This window comes from Pseudomonas sp. S04 (assembly GCF_009834545.1).
Taxonomy (GTDB): domain Bacteria; phylum Pseudomonadota; class Gammaproteobacteria; order Pseudomonadales; family Pseudomonadaceae; genus Aquipseudomonas.
Genome location: NZ_CP019427.1, coordinates 3,635,896 through 3,655,217 on the forward strand (window position 1 = coordinate 3,635,896; position 19,322 = coordinate 3,655,217).

General features: G+C 63.4%; 19 protein-coding genes. 4 read left to right on the forward strand and 15 right to left on the reverse strand.

Annotation, left to right across the window (positions count from 1 at the left end; translation table 11 throughout):
* The first annotated feature begins 57 nt into the window (after positions 1-57).
* The gene (gene yghX / locus PspS04_RS16030) at positions 58-945 is read left to right on the forward strand and encodes a YghX family hydrolase (protein WP_095169065.1); all 888 of its coding nucleotides are present in this window, start codon (positions 58-60) and stop codon (positions 943-945) included.
* Between the two features lie 1,450 nt (positions 946-2,395).
* On the opposite strand, the gene PspS04_RS16035 is transcribed toward yghX, so the two are convergent.
* The 5 genes from PspS04_RS16035 to PspS04_RS16055 form a co-directional block, all read right to left on the reverse strand.
* Complete coding sequence (locus tag PspS04_RS16035) at positions 2,396-2,575, reverse strand: DUF1289 domain-containing protein (protein ID WP_095169917.1); 180 nt, start codon at positions 2,573-2,575, stop codon at positions 2,396-2,398.
* A gap of 3 nt (positions 2,576-2,578) precedes the next feature.
* Positions 2,579-2,893: a hypothetical protein gene (locus PspS04_RS16040; RefSeq protein WP_159996513.1), complete on the reverse strand. Its 315-nt coding sequence runs from the start codon at positions 2,891-2,893 to the stop codon at positions 2,579-2,581.
* Positions 2,894-3,039: 146 nt separating this feature from the next.
* Positions 3,040-4,371 carry an IS4 family transposase gene (locus PspS04_RS16045; RefSeq protein ID WP_159993239.1) on the reverse strand — a complete coding sequence of 444 codons (1,332 nt, stop codon included), beginning with the start codon at positions 4,369-4,371 and terminating at the stop codon, positions 3,040-3,042.
* A gap of 157 nt (positions 4,372-4,528) precedes the next feature.
* Positions 4,529-6,175 carry a malate dehydrogenase (quinone) gene (mqo, locus tag PspS04_RS16050; RefSeq protein ID WP_095169912.1) on the reverse strand — a complete coding sequence of 549 codons (1,647 nt, stop codon included), beginning with the start codon at positions 6,173-6,175 and terminating at the stop codon, positions 4,529-4,531.
* Between the two features lie 455 nt (positions 6,176-6,630).
* On the reverse strand, positions 6,631-7,254 hold the full coding sequence (locus PspS04_RS16055) for a cell wall hydrolase (protein ID WP_159996515.1): 624 nt from the start codon (positions 7,252-7,254) through the stop codon (positions 6,631-6,633).
* A 152-nt stretch (positions 7,255-7,406) separates the two neighbouring features.
* Here PspS04_RS16055 and PspS04_RS16060 point away from each other — a divergent pair, with 152 nt between their 5' ends.
* Entirely contained in the window at positions 7,407-8,261 is an 855-nt protein-coding gene (locus tag PspS04_RS16060) for a CAP domain-containing protein (RefSeq protein ID WP_159996517.1), read from the forward strand.
* A 10-nt stretch (positions 8,262-8,271) separates the two neighbouring features.
* Here PspS04_RS16060 and PspS04_RS16065 read toward each other — a convergent pair whose 3' ends face one another.
* The gene (locus PspS04_RS16065; protein ID WP_237234923.1) at positions 8,272-8,487 is read right to left on the reverse strand and encodes a hypothetical protein; all 216 of its coding nucleotides are present in this window, start codon (positions 8,485-8,487) and stop codon (positions 8,272-8,274) included.
* 68 nt (positions 8,488-8,555) lie between these two features.
* On the reverse strand, positions 8,556-8,759 hold the full coding sequence (locus PspS04_RS16070) for a hypothetical protein (RefSeq protein WP_095169908.1): 204 nt from the start codon (positions 8,757-8,759) through the stop codon (positions 8,556-8,558).
* 171 nt (positions 8,760-8,930) lie between these two features.
* Here PspS04_RS16070 and PspS04_RS16075 point away from each other — a divergent pair, with 171 nt between their 5' ends.
* Entirely contained in the window at positions 8,931-9,584 is a 654-nt protein-coding gene (locus PspS04_RS16075) for a peroxiredoxin (RefSeq protein WP_095169907.1), read from the forward strand.
* Positions 9,585-9,631: 47 nt separating this feature from the next.
* Here PspS04_RS16075 and PspS04_RS16080 read toward each other — a convergent pair whose 3' ends face one another.
* The 4 genes from PspS04_RS16080 to PspS04_RS16095 all read right to left on the reverse strand — a co-directional run bounded on the left by PspS04_RS16080 (position 9,632) and on the right by PspS04_RS16095 (position 13,300).
* Complete coding sequence (locus tag PspS04_RS16080; RefSeq protein WP_159996521.1) at positions 9,632-10,990, reverse strand: MATE family efflux transporter; 1,359 nt, start codon at positions 10,988-10,990, stop codon at positions 9,632-9,634.
* A gap of 712 nt (positions 10,991-11,702) precedes the next feature.
* Positions 11,703-12,155, reverse strand: a complete 453-nt coding sequence (locus PspS04_RS16085) for a GNAT family N-acetyltransferase (protein ID WP_159996523.1) — start codon at positions 12,153-12,155, stop codon at positions 11,703-11,705.
* Positions 12,156-12,245: 90 nt separating this feature from the next.
* Positions 12,246-13,037, reverse strand: coding sequence for a type I methionyl aminopeptidase (gene map / locus PspS04_RS16090; protein ID WP_159996525.1), 792 nt, complete (start codon positions 13,035-13,037; stop codon positions 12,246-12,248).
* Positions 13,034-13,300: a ParD-like family protein gene (locus tag PspS04_RS16095; protein ID WP_095169903.1), complete on the reverse strand. Its 267-nt coding sequence runs from the start codon at positions 13,298-13,300 to the stop codon at positions 13,034-13,036. The genes map and PspS04_RS16095 overlap by 4 nt, the downstream gene beginning before the upstream one ends.
* Positions 13,301-13,522: 222 nt before the next feature.
* Between PspS04_RS16095 and PspS04_RS16100 the strand changes: the two genes are divergently transcribed.
* A complete protein-coding gene (locus PspS04_RS16100) occupies positions 13,523-15,232 on the forward strand; it encodes an amidase (RefSeq protein ID WP_162530207.1) in 1,710 nt (569 codons plus the stop codon).
* A gap of 48 nt (positions 15,233-15,280) precedes the next feature.
* On the opposite strand, the gene PspS04_RS16105 is transcribed toward PspS04_RS16100, so the two are convergent.
* From PspS04_RS16105 to PspS04_RS16120, 4 genes are all read right to left on the reverse strand, one after another.
* Positions 15,281-16,102: an energy transducer TonB gene (locus tag PspS04_RS16105; protein ID WP_159996529.1), complete on the reverse strand. Its 822-nt coding sequence runs from the start codon at positions 16,100-16,102 to the stop codon at positions 15,281-15,283.
* Positions 16,099-16,545: a protein TolR gene (gene tolR, locus PspS04_RS16110; RefSeq protein WP_095169900.1), complete on the reverse strand. Its 447-nt coding sequence runs from the start codon at positions 16,543-16,545 to the stop codon at positions 16,099-16,101. The genes PspS04_RS16105 and tolR overlap by 4 nt, the downstream gene beginning before the upstream one ends.
* A gap of 14 nt (positions 16,546-16,559) precedes the next feature.
* Positions 16,560-17,270: a protein TolQ gene (tolQ, locus tag PspS04_RS16115; RefSeq protein WP_095169899.1), complete on the reverse strand. Its 711-nt coding sequence runs from the start codon at positions 17,268-17,270 to the stop codon at positions 16,560-16,562.
* A gap of 96 nt (positions 17,271-17,366) precedes the next feature.
* Positions 17,367-19,280: a phytase gene (locus PspS04_RS16120; RefSeq protein ID WP_159996531.1), complete on the reverse strand. Its 1,914-nt coding sequence runs from the start codon at positions 19,278-19,280 to the stop codon at positions 17,367-17,369.
* Positions 19,281-19,322 lie beyond the last annotated feature (42 nt).

The following is a 19,322-nucleotide window of genomic DNA, read 5'->3' on the forward strand; positions in this document are numbered from 1 at the left end:
CGACGCCGAGATCCCCTGCTGCTGGGGTCCGTCAACGATTTTCACGGGAGCGCACAGATGAACCGTCTCACTGCGAAAGACTTTGCCCCTGAACTGCTGGAACTCTACGACTACTACGCCCATGGGCGAATCAACCGCCGCCAGTTCCTCGATCGAGCGGCGTTGTTCACCTTCGCCGGCATGAACGCCAGTGCCCTGCTCGCCGCCCTGAGCCCCAACTATGCGCTGGCCGAACAGGTGGCCTTTACCGACCCGCAGATTCTCGCCGAGTACGTCACTTACCCCTCGCCCAAGGGCCATGGCGAAGTTCGCGGCTACCTGGTGCGCCCGGCCAAGGCCAGCGGCAAGCTGCCAAGCGTGGTGGTGGTGCATGAGAATCGCGGGCTCAACCCCTATATCGAGGATGTCGCACGGCGCCTGGGCAAGGCCGGCTTCCTCGCCCTGGCGCCCGACGGCCTGAGTTCGGTGGGCGGTTATCCGGGCAACGATGACAAGGGTCGCGAGCTGCAGGCCAAGGTCGACCCGGCCAAGCTGATGAACGATTTTTTCGCCGCTATCGAGTGGCTGATGAAACACGACGCCAGCAACGGCAAAGTCGGGATGACCGGCTTCTGTTATGGCGGTGGGGTGTCCAATGCCGCCGCGGTGGCCTACCCGGAACTGGCCGCGGCCGTGCCCTTTTATGGCCGCCAGCCGGACGCCAAGGATGTACCACGGATCAAGGCACCGCTGCTGTTGCACTACGGCGAGCTGGACAAGGCAATCAACGAAGGCTGGCCAGCCTATGAGCAGGCCCTGAAGGCCAATGGCAAGACCTATGAAGCCTACATCTACCCCGGCGCCAACCACGGCTTCCACAACGACTCGACCCCGCGCTACGACCAGCAAGCCGCTGAACTGGCCTGGAGCAGAACCCTGGCCTGGTTCAATCGATACCTGGTCTAGAAGCTGCCCTGACAAGGGACCAAGTTGTTCGCAGATTTTGCATGTACCCACTCAACCTGTGGGAGCGGGCTTGCCCGCGAAAAGCCTGAGGGCGCTGCTGGGTAGCAGCCTGTACGCGTCATCGTTGACGACCATCGCGGGCAAGCCCGCTCCCACAGTAATTTGCGGTGCTTGCAAATCCTGCATGCACCCACTGAACCTGTGGGAGCGGGCTTGCCCGCGAAAAGCCCGAGGGCGCTGCTGGGTGTCAGACTGTACGCGTCATCGTTGACGACCATCGCGGGCAAGCCCGCTCCCACAGTAATTTGCAGTGCTTGCAGATCCCGCATACACCCACAGAACCTGTGGGAGCGGGCTTGCCCGCGAAAAGCCCGAGGGCGCCGCTGGGTGTCAGACTGTACGCGTCATCGTTGACGACCATCGCGGGCAAACCCGCTCCTACCGTTATTTGCGGTGCTTGCAAATCCTGCATGCACCCACTGAACCTGTGGGAGCGGGCTTGCCCGCGAAAAGCCTGAGGGCGCCGCTGGGTGTCAGACTGTACGCGTCATCGTTGACGACCATCGCGGGCAAGCCCGCTCCCACAGTAATTTGCAGTGCTTGCAAATCCTGCATGCACCCACTGAACCTGTGGGCGCTGCGGGGTGTCAGACTGTACGCGTCATCGTTGACGACCATCGCGGGCAAGCCCGCTCCCACAGTAATTTGCAGTGCTTGCAGATCCCGCATGCACCCACTGAACCTGTGGGAGCGGGCTTGCCCGCGAAAAGCCTGAGGGCGCCGCTGGGTGTCAGACTGTACGCGTCATCGTTGACGACCATCGCGGGCAAGCCCGCTCCCACAGTAATTTGCAGTGCTTGCAGATCCCGCATGCACCCACTGAACCTGTGGGAGCGGGCTTGCCCGCGAAAAGCCTGAGGGCGCCGCTGGGTGTCAGGCTGCACGCGTCATCGTTGACGACCATCGCGGGCAAGCCCGCTCCCACAGTAATTTGCAGTGCTTGCAAATCCTGCATGCACCCACTGAACCTGTGGGAGCGGGCTTGCCCGCGAAAAGCCTGAGGGCGCCGCTGGGTGTCAGACTGTACGCGTCATCGTTGACGACCATCGCGGGCAAGCCGGCTCCCACAGTAATTTGCGGTGCTTGCAAATCCTGCATGCACCCACTGAACCTGTGGGAGCGGGCTTGCCCGCGAAAAGCCTGAGGGCGCCGCTGGGCATCAGATTGTACGCGTCATCGTTGACGACCATCGCGGGCAAGCCCGCTCCCACAGTAATTTGCAGTGCTTGCAGATCCCGCATACACCCACTGAACCTGTGGGAGCGGGCTTGCCCGCGAAAAGCCTGAGGGCGCCGCTGGGTGTCAGACTGTACGCGTCATCTTTGACGACCATCGCGGGCAGACGGAGCGCCGCCCGACTCTCTCCCACCAAAAAGAGCGGGTAGTCAGTTCAGCTGGATTTTTTTAGTTTCTTCAAACGCAGCGTTGCCCGTTGCACTGCCGCCATCTTTTCCGGGCGCTTCATGCGTTTCCATTGGCGGATGTCGTCCTTGGTCCGGCCGCAGCTGACACACAACTCGCCGCTCAACTGGCAGACGGCGATGCACGGGTTCTCGATGTCCTTGGCCATGGTTCAACCCCGCAGCGCTTCGCAGGCGAACTGCACGTGAGTCGCGATCTGCTGGAACGCCACCTCGGCCTCGCGCAATGCGACTGCCGTCAGCTCGAGCATGCGCTCGCCCTCACCGCTGGCCAGTGCCCGATCCAGCTGGGCCTGCGCCTCGAACACCCAGGTCACCCGCAGGCTGGCGGGAAACCGTTGATAGTCGACCTCGTGGGTCAACCAGCAGAAGCCGACAATCTCGGCCTTGGCCGTTTCGCAAGCCTCGGTCAGGGTAGCGATCAGGCGCCGCTCGATGTGCGCCTGTTCGCGTTTACTCAGTGCCATGGGGGTTCCTTGAATGACGGGCGGCTAAAGCGCCCATCATACGTGACCGACGCCCACTCAGCGGGCGCTGGTGAGCGTGGACCGGTTTTTCTGCCAGCCTTGTGCAGGCCAAACGCAAAAAAGCCCAGCACTAAGCTTAATGCTGTTCACTTAAGCGGAGCAGCCTTACGGTCCACTGGGAACCGGGTCTTTGAAATCTTCACCGTCCTTGGCCTCGAAGGCCTGGGGCGGTGATCCAGAAACAATCCCCCGATACCTGCCCTCAGTTCCGCCAAGCGTCTCCCTGTCGCTGAAACTGGATTGGCTGCTGCCATCACGATCAATTGCACGGCGATGTACTGACAGGCCGGTTTGAAACGGATGTCCGAAGGCGCTCGACCAAACGCCACCGCCGCTTGGCTCGCTTCCCGGCGAATCACGTTGTAAGCCAGCAACAGCCCCCACACTTCCTGATAGATCAGCTCGATTTTTTTGCTGCGCAAGGTCATTGCGTTCTGTTGCATTGAACTCTTGATGTCCCTGAAACCCAACTCGATCTCCCAACGCTCCTGATAAAGTTTGGCAACAGCCTTAGTGGTGTAGGTCTTGGCCGGCAAGGACGTCATGACGGTTTTCACTTTGCCTTGAATTTCATAGCTGACTTCGCGTACCTCCCAGTGCGAGGGAAGAGTCGGATTTCGCTTTCTGGCCTGTGGCGAGACTTTCATACGCACCAAACGGTCGCGCTGGTTGTAGCGGGCCACTTCCTCGCAGACCAGTCCCTTTTTTGCCGGGATCAACCAATGACGGCTGGTGCCCGTTCTACTTAGGCTCAACAGCAGCTCCGCGCCCCAGAACCCTTTGTCGAACAGCGTCACCGAGTGGTCGGGAATCTGCTGCAAAAACTCGTCGGCCAGGCGCATTTCACTGCGTCGGTAGGGGCTCAATTGTGCATCTAGGATCACGTGCGAACGCACATTCATTAGCGCCACCAGGCGCAGCATCGGAAACGGTGTCTGGCGATCGCTGGGGGTGTTTCCCGACCCGAAGTGATCTCGAAGCTCGGGCGTATCCGGGGTGCGAAAAAGCGCACCGTCCACCGCGAAAACCTGCAAATTATGCCAGGCATCATCGTCATAGCGCTCTGCGCCCCAATGGTTGCCGGTCTTACGGAACAACCACTCAACAGGATCGGCGCCGAGCCGTTTACGAGCTTCGGTTACACCACTGCGCGCCAGCAAATGGTCAGAGGCCAGGCCTTGGGCGCAGATGTTCAAACGCCTGGCCACCTCGTGAACCGGCTCGTCACGAAATAACGCCATGCCAAGCACTAGCCACAGCACTTGATCAGCGGGCAGGCGCCGCCGGCGAATGGTCGCCTGACTGGAGAGGTCGAGCGCAGACGCTACCCACTCGATGGGAATGTTTTGGGTGAAGGTGCTCAGGTCGCAGAAGTTAAAAAGGTCGTCGAGGTCGAGCAGGTCCTGTTGAACAGACATAAAAAATCCGATGCCAGAGGTCTGGCATCGGATTTTCTAGGAAGCCCGGCGTGAGCTCAAATGCTTAAGTGAACAGCATTACAGCACTAAGCTGGGCTTTTTCACATCGATTGAAAACCTGCGCGCCCCTCAAACGGGCTGAAGGGCGCCCAAGGTCTTACAGCGCCATGTCGGCCGCTGGGTTGCTCGGCACAGGCTTGGCCGGGGCTGCCGGGGTTGCAGCCGGCGCCAGGGCCGGGTTGATCGCCGGCGGCGGATCCAGTTGCAGGACCTCGCTGGTGTAAGCCCATTCCTGGGCTACACGGGCTGGATCATCGTTGAGCTTGGTACCGTAGCTCGGCACGATCTGGTGCAGTTTTTCCTGCCAGGCCGGGGTCGCTACCTTGTCCTTGAAGACCTTCTCCAGCACGCTGAGCATGATCGGTGCTGCGGTCGAAGCGCCTGGCGATGCGCCCAGCAAACCGGCGATGCTGCCGTCTTGCGAAGCCACGATCTCGGTGCCCAACTTCAGCACGCCGCCCTTCTCTTCGTCACGCTTGATGATCTGCACGCGCTGACCGGCCTGCCACAGACGCCAGTCTTCAGCCTTGGCGTTCGGGAAGTATTCCTTCAGGGCGTTCATGCGGTCGGCGTCCGACAGCATCAACTGACCGGCCAGGTATTCAACCAGTGGGTACTGCTCAATGCCCACCTTGGTCATTGGCCAGAAGTTGTGGGTGGTGGTGCTGGTCAGCAGGTCGAAGTACGAGCCTTCCTTGAGGAACTTGGTGGAGAAGGTCGCGAATGGGCCAAACAGGATCACGCGCTTGCCATCCAGCACGCGGGTATCCAGGTGCGGAACCGACATCGGCGGTGCGCCAACCGACGCCTTGCCGTAGGCCTTGGCCAGGTGTTGCTGGGCAATGGTCGGGTTCTCGGTGACCAGGAACGAACCACCCACCGGGAAACCGGCATATTCCTTGGCTTCCGGGATACCGGACTTCTGCAGCAGGTGCAGGGCACCGCCGCCAGCGCCGATGAACACGAACTTGGCGTCGGTCTGGGTTTCGCTACCGTCTTTCAGGTTCTTGTAGGACACACGCCAGGTGCCGTCCTCGTTGCGCGCGATGTCTTCGACTTCGCTCGACACTTTCAGCGAGAAGTTCGGCTTGGTCTGCAGATAACCGGCGAACTGGCGGGTGATCTCGCCGAAGTTGACGTCGGTGCCCAGGGGCGACCAGGTGGCGGCGATCTTCTGGTTCGGATCACGGCCTTCCATCATCAGCGGGACCCATTGCTTGATCTGGGCCGGGTCTTCGGAGTACTGCATGCCAGCGAACAGCGGGCTAGCCTGCAGGGCTTCGTAGCGCTTCTTGAGGAACTTGATGTTGTCGTCGCCCCACACAAAGCTCATGTGCGGCGTGGAGTTGATGAACGAACGAGGATCTTTCAGGACGCCGTTCTTGACCTGCCAGGCCCAGAACTGACGGGAAATCTGGAAGGCTTCATTGATTTCAATGGCCTTGGGGATTTCGACCTTGCCGTTCTTGTCTTCCGGCGTGTAGTTCAGCTCAGCCAGGGCGGAGTGGCCGGTACCGGCGTTGTTCCAGCCGTTGGAGCTTTCCAGGGCGACGCCGTCGAGACGCTCGACCATCTCCATCGACAGGCCAGGCTCAAGTTCGTTGAGCCAGACACCCAGGGTGGAACTCATGATGCCGCCACCGATCAACAGCACATCGACTTTTTTGGTTTCAGCTGCATGCACAGGCATCAGGGCCATCGACATGGCCAGGCCAAGTAGCCCCTTGTTCATTTTTTTTAACATTCGGTAATACCTAGGATAGAACGCCATTCACCCCGTTCACGATCATGAGGCGCCCTGGCTGGCAACATGCACTGGCGCATGCCGACGAACCCCGCACTCAGGAAGATCGGTGGGTGAACATATAAGGCCGACAAACACTGTCGACTTCACGTTTAGGCCCCTCCCGCGCTGACTTTCTTGTAAGTCATTGGCTTCAGCTACATGGGTGACACTAATTTCGGATACAACTTCAAGCGCAGTGATTAAACAGAGTAGACCCGCTTGCTCAAATACGCCCGTCAACCGCTTCGCGGCACTCACACCCAACGCCTGAAGACGCCGGATGCCCATGATCCCCGAGGCCGCGAGCCTCCGTGCCGCGGCATTCTACCTCAGGTGCGGCGCTCAACGAACCCGCAAAACCGCTTGATTACCGCCTGCAGCGGCCATTGGCAAAAACCGTTTAAATTGGCCCCTTACTGCGCCGTGCCATTACGCGGTTTGTAGAACAGAAACTTACCGGTCTCGGCGGTCTTGATGTACGTGCGCGACCAGTCGGGTTTCACATTGCGATCATGGAAATACAAGGCGCCCAGGGTGCGGTCCTTGAGTTGCTGGTTGAGGGCCTTGCGCGCGATCTCCTTGGCCTCGGTGTACTCGCCCTCCTCCCGGACCTGATCCGAGCGCCCGTCGCACCACCAGGAAAACTGGCAGGCGCGGGTCTCGACGCCCTGCTTGACCACGCCACACACGGTGTCGGGAAAACCTTCATGGCCCAGGCGGTTCATCACCACGCTGGCCACCGCTTCCATGTCGGCCGTGGAGATACCTTTAGCCTCCCAGTAGATCGTCCGCGACAGGCAGGTGATGGCATCATCCAGCGGCGCCTTGCCTACCGGATCGACCACCTGCACCTCGCTGGGGGTGATGGCCTGGGTCTTGGGCACCGGAGCCGTCCCGGCCTTGTCGACGACTTTCTGCTCGAGGACCTCGGCCTTGTCCTCGACCACCGCGGCCGGTTTTTGCGCCGTTTGTGCCGCGACTGCCTGGCTACCCAGGAGCGCGAATAGCAAACCACTGACCATCCAGATGCAACGCATGAGCGCACCCTGCTGATAGATTGGCGACGGGCCCAAACAGTCGACACTGCGGCCGATTGACAGGCTTAAGCGTAGCTGCGAAGTAAAAACCCATTGCGCGACCCGGGGCAAGATCGCGCATCATGTGCCCAGTCAGTTCAAGGGAGACTTCCATGCGCGTCCTGTCATCCATTTTGCGTCTTGCCACGTTGTCGCTGGCAATCGGCTTTGCCAGCAGCGCGGCGGCCACCGAGGAAAGCCAACTGGTGGAGTCGATCAACACCTATCGCAGCCAGATCCAGCGCTGCGCGGGCCAGGCCGCCGGCGAATTGCCTGCGCTGGCGGCCGACCCGCGACTGGTACTGTCCCCCGACAGTAATCTGGGCGACCTGCAACAGGCCATGGCCCGCGCGGCGTACCCGATGGTCAACGTGCAGGCGATCACCCTCAAGGGCCCACTCAATGCCCAGGCAGCGATGAAAGCGGTGCAGGAAAGTTTTTGCCAGGTGGTGCTCGACCCGCAGTTCGTCGATATCGGGGTCAGCCGCGCTGGCCCGACATGGCGCATCGTCCTGGCGCGGCCGCTATTGAGTGGACGCCTGGGGGATTGGCAAACCGAAGGCCAGAAGCTCCTGGAGTTGATCAACAGCGCCCGCGCCCAACCGCGCCAGTGCGGCACCCAGGCGTTCAGCGCCACCGCGCCCCTGGCCTGGAACGCCACGCTCGCCACTGCCGCCCAGGATCACAGCCGGTCGATGGCCAACAACAATTTCTTCGATCACAAGGACCGCGACGGCCGCACCCCCGGCGACCGCGCGGAACTGGCCGGCTACAGCGGCCAACTGGTGGGCGAGAACATCGCCGCCGGCCAGGACACTCCGCGCAAAGTGCTCGACGGCTGGCTGTCCAGCCCCGGGCACTGCGCCAACCTGATGAACCCGCAATTCAGCGAGCTGGGCGCGGCCTATGCGGTGGACCCGAAAAGTGACGCCGGCATCTACTGGACCAGCCTGTTCGGCACGCCATAAACCACGCGCCTTAACGCCGGTCATCCGACAACGGCGTCGGCTCGTCAGGTGGTGGTACCTGGGGGTTGGCGCCGGGCGCATCCGGGTCCATCGGACGCTCGACATCAGTGCCCTGATCCTGGCGATCGGGATCGCCATTGACGTTGGGGTCAGTCACCGGATCGTGTTGCCGGGCCGGATCTGGTGGATCACTGGGGCTGGGTTCATTCGGGGTAAACATCGACATCATCGTGCACCTCATGCAAGACGCCTGAGGGGCGCCAGGCCCCGCCAGGCGTTTGGTTCAAGGGGTAATCAGTCATTGGGCAGCGGCATATCCTTGTCACTGGGAATGCCATCGCCCTCGCTGGGTTCGTTCCAGTCCTCAGGCCGTTTGCGAGGTACCACATCCGGACGCGCCAGCGGATCGGACAACCGTGGATCGTCCTCCGGTGCCGGGTCGGCAGTGGAAGGATCATCGTCCAGGGGTTCGTCCTGGAAACTCGAGTCAGTAGACATAGTCACCTCACCGATTGAGGTCCAGAAAGCCTGGGCCGTACTCGTTGGAAGGCGGCCATGCGCCGGGGTGCGGGCGAGATGACGAACGGTTTGCGGCTGCCGGGCCAGGCGGCAAATCCCGACTAGGCTGAGTCAGGCCTGTACCTCATCCCACGACTCAAGGAGACTCCCATGGCATTGCGCATCAACGACCTCGTCCCCGACTTCAGCGCCGACACGGACCAGGGCCCGATCCAGTTCCATGACTGGATCGGCTCGGGCTGGGCGATCCTGTTTTCTCATCCCAAGGATTTCACCCCGGTATGCACCACCGAATTCGGCGCGGTGGCGCAACTGGCCGCCGAATGGGCCAAGCGTGGTACCCAGGTGATCGGCGTGTCCGTGGACAGTGCCGACTCGCACACCCAGTGGAAGACCGACATCGAAGGTTTCTGCCGCGCCAGGGCCGACTTCCCGATCATTGCCGACGAGGGCCTGGCTGTCTCCAAGGCGTTCGACATGCTGCCCGCCGAAGCCTACCTGCCCGATGGCCGGACGGCCGCCGACACCGCCACGGTACGCTCGGTATTCATCATCGGACCGGACAAGAAACTCAAGTTGTCGATGACTTACCCGATGTCCGTCGGGCGTAACTTTGCCGAGGTGCTGCGCGCCCTGGATGCCTTGCAGTTGACCTACAACGTACCGCTGGCGACTCCGGCCAATTGGCAGGCGGGACAGGATGTAATCGTCGCCCTGGCGCTCAACGATGAGCAGGCCCGGGACAAGTACGGCAGCCTGGACATCCACCTGCCGTATCTGCGCACCACCGCGGCGCCGAAGTAAGCGCAAACGACAGCCGCCCGGCCGTAACGACGGCACGGGCGCTTGCCCTACACCAGGCGTTCGATCTTCTGATGGCGCCACACCAGCCGGTAGTAGGCAGTCTGCAGTGCCAGCATGCTCAGGTAGGCCACTGGAAAGGCCATCCACACCCCAGGCAGACCGAAACGTGCATTGAGCAGGTAGGCCACCGGCAACTCGACACCGAGGATGCAAAACAGCGAGATCGCCACCGGCACCAGCACCGTACCGCTGGCCCGCATGATCCCGCCGATCACCGACTGGAAGCCGAACACCAACATGCTCCAGAGCATGATGTGCAACAGGTGCTGGGCCTGCGCCTGGGTCGCCGGCTCTGTGATGAACAACCCCAGCAGCCAGTGCGACAACAGGTAGCCCAGCAGCACCAGGCCGCCAGTCAACCCGACGTTGATCAACAGGCCCGTGCGCAGGATCGGGCCAATGCGCTCGACGCGTCCGGCACCAATGGCCTGGGCCCCGAGGATCGAGGCGGTGATGGCGATCGACAGCGCGGGAAACTGCACGTAGTTGACGATCTGCGTGACCGCGCCGTACGCCGCCGTGGCCTGGGAGCCGTGCTGGTTGACCAGCGCCAGGATCACCAGTTCGGACAGTGAAATCACCACCATCTGCAGCCCCGTGGGCAAGCCGATCCGCAGCACCTTGGCCAGGATCACCCGGTCCAGGCGCATCGCGGCCAGCAACGCACGATCCGGGGCCAGCACATGAGCCTTGCGGTTCAAGTGCCAGACCAACCACAGCATCGCCGCCAGGTTACCCGCCAGCCCGGCCCACGCCGCACTCTGAATCCCCATCTCGGGCAAGCCGAACCAGCCGCGAATCAACGCCGGCGTCAGCAACAGGCCAATGCAGGTCGAGACCACCAGCGCCAACAGCGGCGACAACGTATCGCTGACCCCGCGCAACAACTGGGTGAACAGCACAAACACCAACAGCAGCGGCATGGTCCACATCATCACGCGGGCGTAGGCGACCGCATCCTCCAGCACGTCCGCCGGGGTGCCCAAGCCCTGCAATGCCTGCCGGGCGAACACACTGCCGAGCAGCGCCGCGACCAGGCCGATCAGCGCTCCCAGCAGCAGCGTGGTGCCGGCGATGGCCTTGACCATCGCCGGCTCACGCGCGCCCCAGGCCTGCCCAATCAACACCCCGGCGCCGGCGCCCAGGCCGATCACCAGGGCAATGAAGAAAAACACGATGGGGAACATCCCGGACACCGCCGCCAGCGCCTGGGTACCAAGCATTTGACCGATGTAAATACTGTTGACCGTGCCCGACATCGACTGCAGGAAATTCGAAAGCACCATCGGGGCGAGGAACAGCAGGTAGGTTTTCCAGAGGGGGCGCGGCGAAACCGGGTTGTGCATGGAGGATCCATCTCGGACAGGCAAGAGAATGTGCTCGCCGCAGTCTACGCCAAATCGCTTCTAGCTGGCCTGGTGGAGGGAAGCGAGGTGACTAGGGAATGGGTATAGCGGTGCCATAATCCTGGTCCAAGCGTTCTGAGGCTAAGGCAGCACGCATTTTTTGGTCACTTCGTTCATCCAGGCAGTGTGCGGTATCGTTGACGACCATCGCGAGCAAGCTCGCTCCCACAGGATTTACGGCGTGCCCATAGATTGCAGCAACCCGGGATGGCCCCATCGCGAGCAAGCCGCAAGCGGGCACCCGCTCCACAGTGTCCGGTATATGCAGGGACCTGTGGGAGCTGGCTTGCCAGCGATAATCGCAAGGACGGCGCGGTGCATCAGGCAGTGTGCGGCATCGTTGACGACCATCGCGAGCAGGCTCGCTCCCACAGGATTTACGGCGTGCCCATAGATTGCGGTAATCCGGGATGGCCCCATCGCGGGCAAGCCCGCTCCCACAGGGGAGATTCATACACCAGGGAAAAGCAGGTCGGTAGGCCGCCTCGCCCGCCCTTGCCACTCAACAGGCCGAGCGTTAGCTCGCCTGCAGCTCTTGATCTTGATCCACCTGCCCCATCGGCAGGCTGAGTGAAGGTATGCATCCGGATTTTGGTTACCACCATGGAGGCCTTGAGCGAGTAGCGCAGTGCCGGATGGGCCCGGTGCCGGGTTATTTCAGGTCCAGGCAATAGGTGTAGTAGCCCGGGTCGCGGACGTAGCCCAGCGACTCGTAGAGGCGCTGCGCGATATGGTTGTCCGTGGCGGTTTCCAGGACCAAGCCCTTGGCCCCGGTGGCCACGGCGAACTCCCGGGCGGCGTTCATCAACAAGCTCCCTACTCCGCGCCCGCGGGCCTGGGAGGCGGTGAACAGGTCGCTGAGCAGCCAGGTGCGATGGGCATCGATCGAGGAAAAACTGGGGTACAGCTGCACGAAACCCAGCGCCTGGCCGGACGCATCCTGCACATAGAAGATCACCGACTCGTCGCGGGCCAGGCGCTCGGCGAGGAACTGCCGCGATTGAGGCAGGTTCGCTGGCTGGCCGTAGAAACCTCGGTAGGCATCGAACAGGCCGGCAACTTGATCCACACGGGAAGCATCGGCGCGCAGCAGTTCAAGGGTCATGGGCAACTCGGATCAGGTCAGGGCTCGATCCTGAAGTCTAGCCAAGCCCGCCAGCCACGCACGGGCTTTTCTGAGCGCCAGGCCCCGCGATCAAACAATCGGGGCAAACCCGGCCGGGGTGTCCGGCCAGGGGCTCAGCACCTCGAAGCCATCGGCGGTTACCGCCACCATGTGCTCCCACTGCGCCGAAAGTGAGTGATCCTTGGTCACCACCGTCCAGCGATCGCCCAGGGTGCGGGTGTGGGGTTTGCCAGCGTTGAGCATCGGCTCGATGGTGAAGATCATCCCCGGCTTGAGGATCAGGCCCTGGCCGGGATGGCCGTAGTGCAGCACCTGCGGCTCGTCGTGATAGACCTTGCCGATACCGTGGCCGCAGTACTCGCGCACCACGCTGTAGCCCTCGCGGTGGGCCACGGTTTGGATCGCATGACCGATGTCGCCCAGGGTCGAGCCCGGGCGCACGGTGCGGATCCCCGCACACATGGCTTCATAGGTGGTCTCGACCAGGCGTCGGGCGTCCGCGCTGGGTTCGCCGACGAAGTACATGCGGCTGGTGTCGCCGTACCAGCCGTCCTTGACCACCGCGATGTCGATGTTGAGGATGTCGCCGTCCTGCAGGGCCTTGCCCGAGGGAATGCCATGGCAGACCACCTGGTTGACCGAGGTGCATACGGTTTTCGGGAAGCCGTGATAACCGACGTTGCCGGGAATGGCTTGCTGCACGTTGACGATGTAGTCGTGGCAGATTTTATCCAGTTGATCGGTGGTGACCCCCGCCTTGACGTGCGGGGTGATCATCGCCAGCACTTCGGCAGCGAGCATCCCGGCCGTACGCGACTGGGCGATCTGTGCCGGGGTATTGAGCGGGACTTTCGCACTCATCGCGAGGTCCCCCCGACCGCCCGCACTGCCGGGCTCAAGGCCTGGTCCGCCGGTGCGCACAGTTGGTTCAAGTCGAGGCCACCGGCCTGTTCGGCACGAATCAGCAAACGGCAGATATCGCTGTGGTCGAGGTTGGGATGCAACTCACTCAACATGCCGATACGCATCCAGTGCTCGGCCTGGGCGTTGATCGAGCGACTGAGCGCATCACTGGCGACACGCAGGTTCTCATGCATGCCTTCGGAAATTTTTACGATACCCATGGCGCCACTCAATATGAAATGTATACGTTTCGTATATTAAGCCAATCCAGGGCGCGATCGCAATTGGCGGATTGCACAGGTGGGTGAAGGCGGCCTTCCCTTGGCGTGACACGCCGCGAAAAAATCTTGGCCTGCTTCTTTTAGCCGCGCCTTGGTGTTAAATAGCCCGCTCAGGGCGCAAGCCCGGACCCTGGCGGGTAATACAGTGCAATGAGAGCCGATATGAAACAGCAGTTTGAGGTCACCGAGGTATCCATTGCGCAGCTGCGGGCTGCGCTCGAATCCGGCCGGACAACTTCGGTTGAGCTGGTCCAGGCCTATCTTGCGCGAATCGCCGCCTACGATGGCGCCGACACCCCCACCGCGCTGAATGCCGTGGTGGTGGCCAACCCGGACGCGCTGCAGGAAGCCCGGGCCAGCGATGAGCGGCGCGCCAAGGGCCAGACACTCGGACCGCTGGATGGCATCCCCTACACCGCCAAGGACAGCTACCTGGTCAAGGGCCTCACCGCCGCCTCCGGCAGCCCGGCCTTCGCCAATTTGATCGCCTACCGCGATGCGTTCACCATCGAACGGCTGCGCGGCGCCGGCGCAATCTGCCTGGGCAAGACCAACATGCCGCCCATGGCCAACGGCGGTATGCAGCGTGGGGTCTACGGCCGCGCCGAAAGCCCGTACAACGCCGCCTACCTCACCGCGCCCTTCGCCTCCGGCTCCTCCAACGGTGCCGGCACCGCGACCGCCGCCAGTTTTGCCGCCTTCGGCCTGGCCGAGGAAACCTGGTCGAGCGGTCGTGGGCCGGCGTCGAACAATGGCTTGTGTGCCTACACGCCATCGCGCGGGGTGATCTCGGTGCGCGGCAACTGGCCGCTGACCCCGACCATGGACGTGGTGGTGCCCTTTGCCCGCACCATGGCCGACCTGCTGGAAGTCCTCGACATCGTGGTCGCCGAGGACCCCGATACCCGTGGCGACCTGTGGCGCCTGCAACCCTGGGTGCCGATCCCCAGCGTGGCCTCGGTGCGTCCGGCGTCCTACCCGGCACTGGCCGCCAACGCCGCAGCCCTCGCCGGCAAACGCTTCGGCGTGCCCCGTATGTTCATCAATGCCGACCCGGAGGCCGGGACCAGCGCCGCGCCGGGAATCGGTGGCCCGACCGGGCAGCGCATCCACACCCGCGAGTCGGTGATCGGTCTCTGGCAAGAGGCATGCCAGGCTCTGGAAGCGGCTGGTGCAGAAGTCCTCGAAGTGGACTTCCCGCTGGTCTCCAACTGCGAAGGCGATCGTCCCGGCGCGCCGACCGTGTTTACCCGCGGCCTGGTGTCCAAGGAGTTCCTCCATCACGAACTGTGGGACCTGACAGCCTGGGCCTTCGACGATTTCCTGCAGGCCAACGGCGATCCGCAGTTGCAGCGCCTGGTGGACGTCGACGGTGCGCTGATTTTCCCCCACGACCCCGGCACCCTGCCCAACCGCGAAGGTGACCTGGTCGCCGGCATGGACGAATACGTGCGCATGGCCGAACGCGGCATCACCCCCTGGGACCAGATCAGCACGGTGCCTGACGGCCTGCGCGGCCTGGAGCAGACCCGGCGCATCGACCTCGAGGAGTGGATGGACCGCCTGGGGCTCGACGCCGTGCTGTTCCCCACCGTCGCCGACGTGGCGCCGGCCAATGCCGATGTCGATCCGGCGGCCGCGGATATCGCCTGGAGCAACGGCGTGTGGGTAGCCAACGGCAACCTCGCGATCCGCCACCTGGGCGTGCCGACCGTCACCGTGCCCATGGGCGTCATGCCGGACATCGGCATGCCCGTTGGGCTGACCTTTGCCGGTCGGGCCTATGACGATTCGGCGCTGCTGCGGTTTGCCTCGGCATTCGAGTCCACAGGTTCCAAGCGCCAGGTCCCGCCGCGCACCCCGCCACTGTGACCTGCACGGGACTGGCGCCGCCCTGGCGCCAGTCCCGTGCCCCGCGTCTCACTTGATCCGGTAATGAAAGGTATTGCGCACCGCTGGTACAGCCACCGCGCGACCGTCCACCATGCGTGGCTGATAGCGAAAGGTGTTGGCCGCCGCCAATGACGGACGCATGAACAACGGATGGCAGCCGTCGAGCACCCGCGGGTTTTCCACTTTGCCCTGGGGGTTGACGGTGTATTCCACCGAGCAGTCGCCCTCGATGTTCTTGTCCAGGGCTCGCTGCGGATAATCCGGCGCCTCCTTGCTCAACGGCAGGTACTGACGACTGTCGGCCGCCGCCTGCTGGCGCGTGCGTTCGGCTGCCTGGCGCGCCTGGTCGGCACGCTGCGCCTGGTCTGCCTGCTGCTGGGCCAGGCGTTGCTGCTCGGCTTCGCGGCTGCGCTGCTCCTGGGCCACGCGCTGGCGTTGTTGCTCGGCCTCGCGAGTGCGCTGCTCTTCGACCCGCTTGCGAGCGAGGCTCGCCTGTTCCAATTTGCGGGCCTGGATCTGCGGGTCGACTGCCGGTTTGACCGCTGCCGGAGCCGCTGGTACCGGCGCGGCCACTACCGGCGCAGGCGGCGCAGGCTCGACCACCGTCGGCAGCGGTTCAGCGGCGGGGACCGGGGCTGGCGGCGCCGGGGGCAACATCACCAATTGGGTCCGCAGCACCGCAGCCGGCGCTGGCGGTGGTGGCGCCACCGACCAAGTGTGCACCAGCAACGCCAGGACCAGCACATGCAGCGCCACTGCCAGGCCCGCCGCCAGGCTATTGCGCCAGAACCCCGACTGATCGGCGCGCGGCAACACCAGGGCTGGGTGGGCCATGCTCATGCTGGTCATTGCGGCGCCTCGGTAACCAGTCCGAGGTTGCTCACCCCGCCCTGCTGCAACGCCGCCATGGCCGCCACCACCGTGCCGTAGCCAGCGTCCTTGTCGGCGCGGATATAGACCTGGGTCTGGCTGTTGGCCGCAACGATGTCCGTGACCTTGGCCCGCATCTCGTCCAGGGTCAGCGCGCTGTCGGTCTGCTGCTGGGTGTCGAGTTCCCCTCCCAGGTTCCAGGAGTAACCGCCCCCAGCCTGCACCGACAGCGTGAGGATCTGTTGGCGGCTGTCAGTGGCCAGGGCTTCGCTGGCGACCTTGGGCAGCTCGATCTTCACGCCCTGGGTGAGCATCGGCGCGGTGACCATGAAGATCACCAACAGCACCAGCATCACGTCGATATAGGGCACGACGTTCATTTCGGCCTTGGGCCCGTGTTTGCGTTGCGGCCTGACTAACATTGGCTCTCTCCTGCTCAGGCGGCTACGGCCAGGTTGATGGAGCCGCCGTGCAACGTGCGATGCAGGCGTACTTGCAGCTCATTGCCGAAGGCGTAGTAACGGGTCAGCAGGGTCTGGCTGCGTGCAGAAAAACGGTTGTAGGCGATCACCGCGGGAATCGCCGCAAACAGGCCGATAGCGGTGGCAATCAGCGCTTCGGCGATGCCCGGCGCCACCGTGGACAAGGTTGCCTGCTGCACCTGGGACAGGCCGAGGAAGGAGTTCATGATCCCCCACACGGTGCCGAACAGGCCGATGTAAGGGCTGACCGAACCGACCGTGGCGAGAAACTGCAGGCCCTTTTCCAGCTTGATCTCCTGCTCGCTGAGGGCCACGAACATGGCTCGCTCCACGCCCTCGAGTACCACCTCGGGATTGTTGCCGGGGTGCTGGCGCAGTTGGCTGAAGGCCTGTAGGCCGCTATGGAACACCGGCTCGATGCCGGCCTCGGGATCGCTGCTCTGCGCGGTCTCGCGGTACAACGGCTGCAAGTCCGGGGCACTGCGAAAGCGCTGGATAAACGCATTGGCCTGGCGCTCACGCTGGCGCAGCACACGGCTGCGGGCAATGATCAGGTACCAGCTGAGTACGGACGCCAGCAACAACGTGAGCATGACGGCTTTGACCAACAGACTGGCGTCGCTGATCAGCCCCCAGACGGTCATGTGTTCCAGTGTGGCCTGCATGGTGAAGCTCCTTGGTGGGTGCCCGGCGGCGGTTGCCGTGCAACGGCCGCCAGGCTATTCGATGAAAAACCGATGACAGGTTGATGACAGCCGCGGTCAGGGCAATTGCAGCGCCTGGGTGACCTCGGCCCAAGGCACGAACTTGAAGTTCTGGGTCTGTTCGGGCATCCGCTTGCGCCCGTCCTGCACCACCAGCATGCCCTTGCTCCAGGCCCCGCCGAGGTTGACCGCGGTGACCTCCAGGCCGTCGGTTTCTGCGGCACCGTCGATGCCGGCCGGCGCATTCAGGCCGACCCGAAAGGCCCCGCGGGAGGCGAAGGGCGGCTCGGCGTCCAGCACCAGGTAGCTGTCGTTGCCTTGGCTGGAGATCACCAGGTAGTCATGGCTCGGGCTTTGATACAGCGCCAGGCCCTCGACATCGGCGTGCAGTTGCGGGCCGACCTTGATCACGCTGGTCAACTGCGCCGGCTGATCGGCACGGGCATCCACCGCCCAGACCCCCACGTCCTCTTCGCCGAGGAACAGGCGCTGGCGTTGATCGTCGGCCACACAGCCTTCGGGCTGGCTGTCGACCTTGAACTGGCGCACCAACTCACCCTGCACCACACCACTGGGTGCACTCAGGCGGTATTGCAGGAAGGTGCCATCCTTGCCGTTGGCAATTGCATACAGCTCGCCACTGGCGGGCTGGAACAGGCAGATGCCATAGATGTCCTTGAGCGGCGTGGCGATCTCGCCGGCCTCGCGCAACTCACCGCTGCTGCGGTCGATGCTGAACAGGCTGAGGCTGTTGTGATCGCGATTACTCGCCACCGCGAGGTCGACCGTCTGCTGGCGGAGCTTGAAGTTGGGCCGCACGTCGACATTGTTCAGGCGCCCCACCGGCAACTCCTGAAGCAGCTTGCCTTGCAGGTCATAGGCCAACAGGCCCTGCTTTTTGTTGGTGCCCAGGACCCGGCTCAAGGCCGGTTGTTGCGGGTGAATCCAGATCGCCGGATCGTCCGCCGCATCGCCCTGGCGCCCGACCGGGTCACTCTGGGCCAGCGCGCCGACGCTCGGCAGCACCGGTGCCAAGGGCACAGGCTTGGCCTGCCAGTCCAGTTCGCCCTGGTACAGACGCCCGTCGTCGTCATCACGCAGCAAAAGTTGCAGGCCGTTGGCGGTGGTCCGCAGGGCGAGGTTCTGCGGTTCTTTCAACTCACTCACGGGCAGTTTTGCTACGGCGCTCCACGCAGCGTCCTGCTGCTGATACAGGTGCAGCTGTGCCGCCTTGGGGTCTAGCCCGACCACGCCGCCCGGCACCAGCGCCATGGCCCCGGCCTCCTGGCTGATATCGCCAAAGGGCTTGCGCAGGGCCACCGGCACCCGCAACACCTCGGCCTCAGGGTGGGCCGGATAGGCCCACCAGCCGACGTTTTCCTCGTTGACCAGTAACTGGTTGGCGCCATCGTCGACCTGGCAGAACTGCGCCGAAGGCGGCAGCGGCAAACCTCGAACCCGCTGCGGTTGCGGGTTCAACTGTGCACCGTGGCCCACCAGCCACTGCTCACCCTTGCCCTCCTCGCCCACCAGGAACAGGAACAGGTTGCTGGCGTCGTCGCGGTACAGGCACAGGCCATTGACCGCAAAGTCCCGCGTTGGCAGATACACCGGCTGGCCAAAACGCCGCTGGCGCGGATCAAGGCTGACCAGCAGTGCCTGCTGCCGACTGTTGTCGAGACTGGCCAACAGCACCTGCTGGCCGGCAGCCCGGCGGTCCAGGCCACTGAAAGTGCCAGCCAGGTTGGCCAGCGGCGCACCTTGTTCGTCTAGCAACAGCAAGCCATCGCGCTCACTGGCCGCCAGGCGCTGCGGGCCGAGGTCGGCCGGCAAGAACGCCAGTGCATCCACAGTGAGACCGGGGGCCCAGGGGCTGAGAGTCAACTTCGGCCCGGCGGCCAACGCCTGGCCCGTGCCCAGGCAGATCAAGGCGGCCAACAGGCAGCGCTTGGGGGAAAACGAAATAGTCATGGAAGTCCTTGGTGATGTATTGCCCGAATCTGTGGTCCGCAG

What these genes read in the sequence shown, in the direction of transcription:
- yghX (WP_095169065.1), top strand. Translation starts at nt 58, where the DNA reads ATGAACCGTCTCACTGCGAAAGACTTTGCCCCTGAACTGCTGGAACTC.
- PspS04_RS16035 (WP_095169917.1), bottom strand. Translation starts at nt 2,575, where the DNA reads ATGGCCAAGGACATCGAGAACCCGTGCATCGCCGTCTGCCAGTTGAGC.
- PspS04_RS16040 (WP_159996513.1), bottom strand. Translation starts at nt 2,893, where the DNA reads ATGGCACTGAGTAAACGCGAACAGGCGCACATCGAGCGGCGCCTGATC.
- PspS04_RS16045 (WP_159993239.1), bottom strand. Translation starts at nt 4,371, where the DNA reads ATGTCTGTTCAACAGGACCTGCTCGACCTCGACGACCTTTTTAACTTC.
- mqo (WP_095169912.1), bottom strand. Translation starts at nt 6,175, where the DNA reads ATGTTAAAAAAAATGAACAAGGGGCTACTTGGCCTGGCCATGTCGATG.
- PspS04_RS16055 (WP_159996515.1), bottom strand. Translation starts at nt 7,254, where the DNA reads ATGCGTTGCATCTGGATGGTCAGTGGTTTGCTATTCGCGCTCCTGGGT.
- PspS04_RS16060 (WP_159996517.1), top strand. Translation starts at nt 7,407, where the DNA reads ATGCGCGTCCTGTCATCCATTTTGCGTCTTGCCACGTTGTCGCTGGCA.
- PspS04_RS16065 (WP_237234923.1), bottom strand. Translation starts at nt 8,487, where the DNA reads ATGTCGATGTTTACCCCGAATGAACCCAGCCCCAGTGATCCACCAGAT.
- PspS04_RS16070 (WP_095169908.1), bottom strand. Translation starts at nt 8,759, where the DNA reads ATGTCTACTGACTCGAGTTTCCAGGACGAACCCCTGGACGATGATCCT.
- PspS04_RS16075 (WP_095169907.1), top strand. Translation starts at nt 8,931, where the DNA reads ATGGCATTGCGCATCAACGACCTCGTCCCCGACTTCAGCGCCGACACG.
- PspS04_RS16080 (WP_159996521.1), bottom strand. Translation starts at nt 10,990, where the DNA reads ATGCACAACCCGGTTTCGCCGCGCCCCCTCTGGAAAACCTACCTGCTG.
- PspS04_RS16085 (WP_159996523.1), bottom strand. Translation starts at nt 12,155, where the DNA reads ATGACCCTTGAACTGCTGCGCGCCGATGCTTCCCGTGTGGATCAAGTT.
- map (WP_159996525.1), bottom strand. Translation starts at nt 13,037, where the DNA reads ATGAGTGCGAAAGTCCCGCTCAATACCCCGGCACAGATCGCCCAGTCG.
- PspS04_RS16095 (WP_095169903.1), bottom strand. Translation starts at nt 13,300, where the DNA reads ATGGGTATCGTAAAAATTTCCGAAGGCATGCATGAGAACCTGCGTGTC.
- PspS04_RS16100 (WP_162530207.1), top strand. Translation starts at nt 13,523, where the DNA reads ATGAAACAGCAGTTTGAGGTCACCGAGGTATCCATTGCGCAGCTGCGG.
- PspS04_RS16105 (WP_159996529.1), bottom strand. Translation starts at nt 16,102, where the DNA reads ATGACCAGCATGAGCATGGCCCACCCAGCCCTGGTGTTGCCGCGCGCC.
- tolR (WP_095169900.1), bottom strand. Translation starts at nt 16,545, where the DNA reads ATGTTAGTCAGGCCGCAACGCAAACACGGGCCCAAGGCCGAAATGAAC.
- tolQ (WP_095169899.1), bottom strand. Translation starts at nt 17,270, where the DNA reads ATGCAGGCCACACTGGAACACATGACCGTCTGGGGGCTGATCAGCGAC.
- PspS04_RS16120 (WP_159996531.1), bottom strand. Translation starts at nt 19,280, where the DNA reads ATGACTATTTCGTTTTCCCCCAAGCGCTGCCTGTTGGCCGCCTTGATC.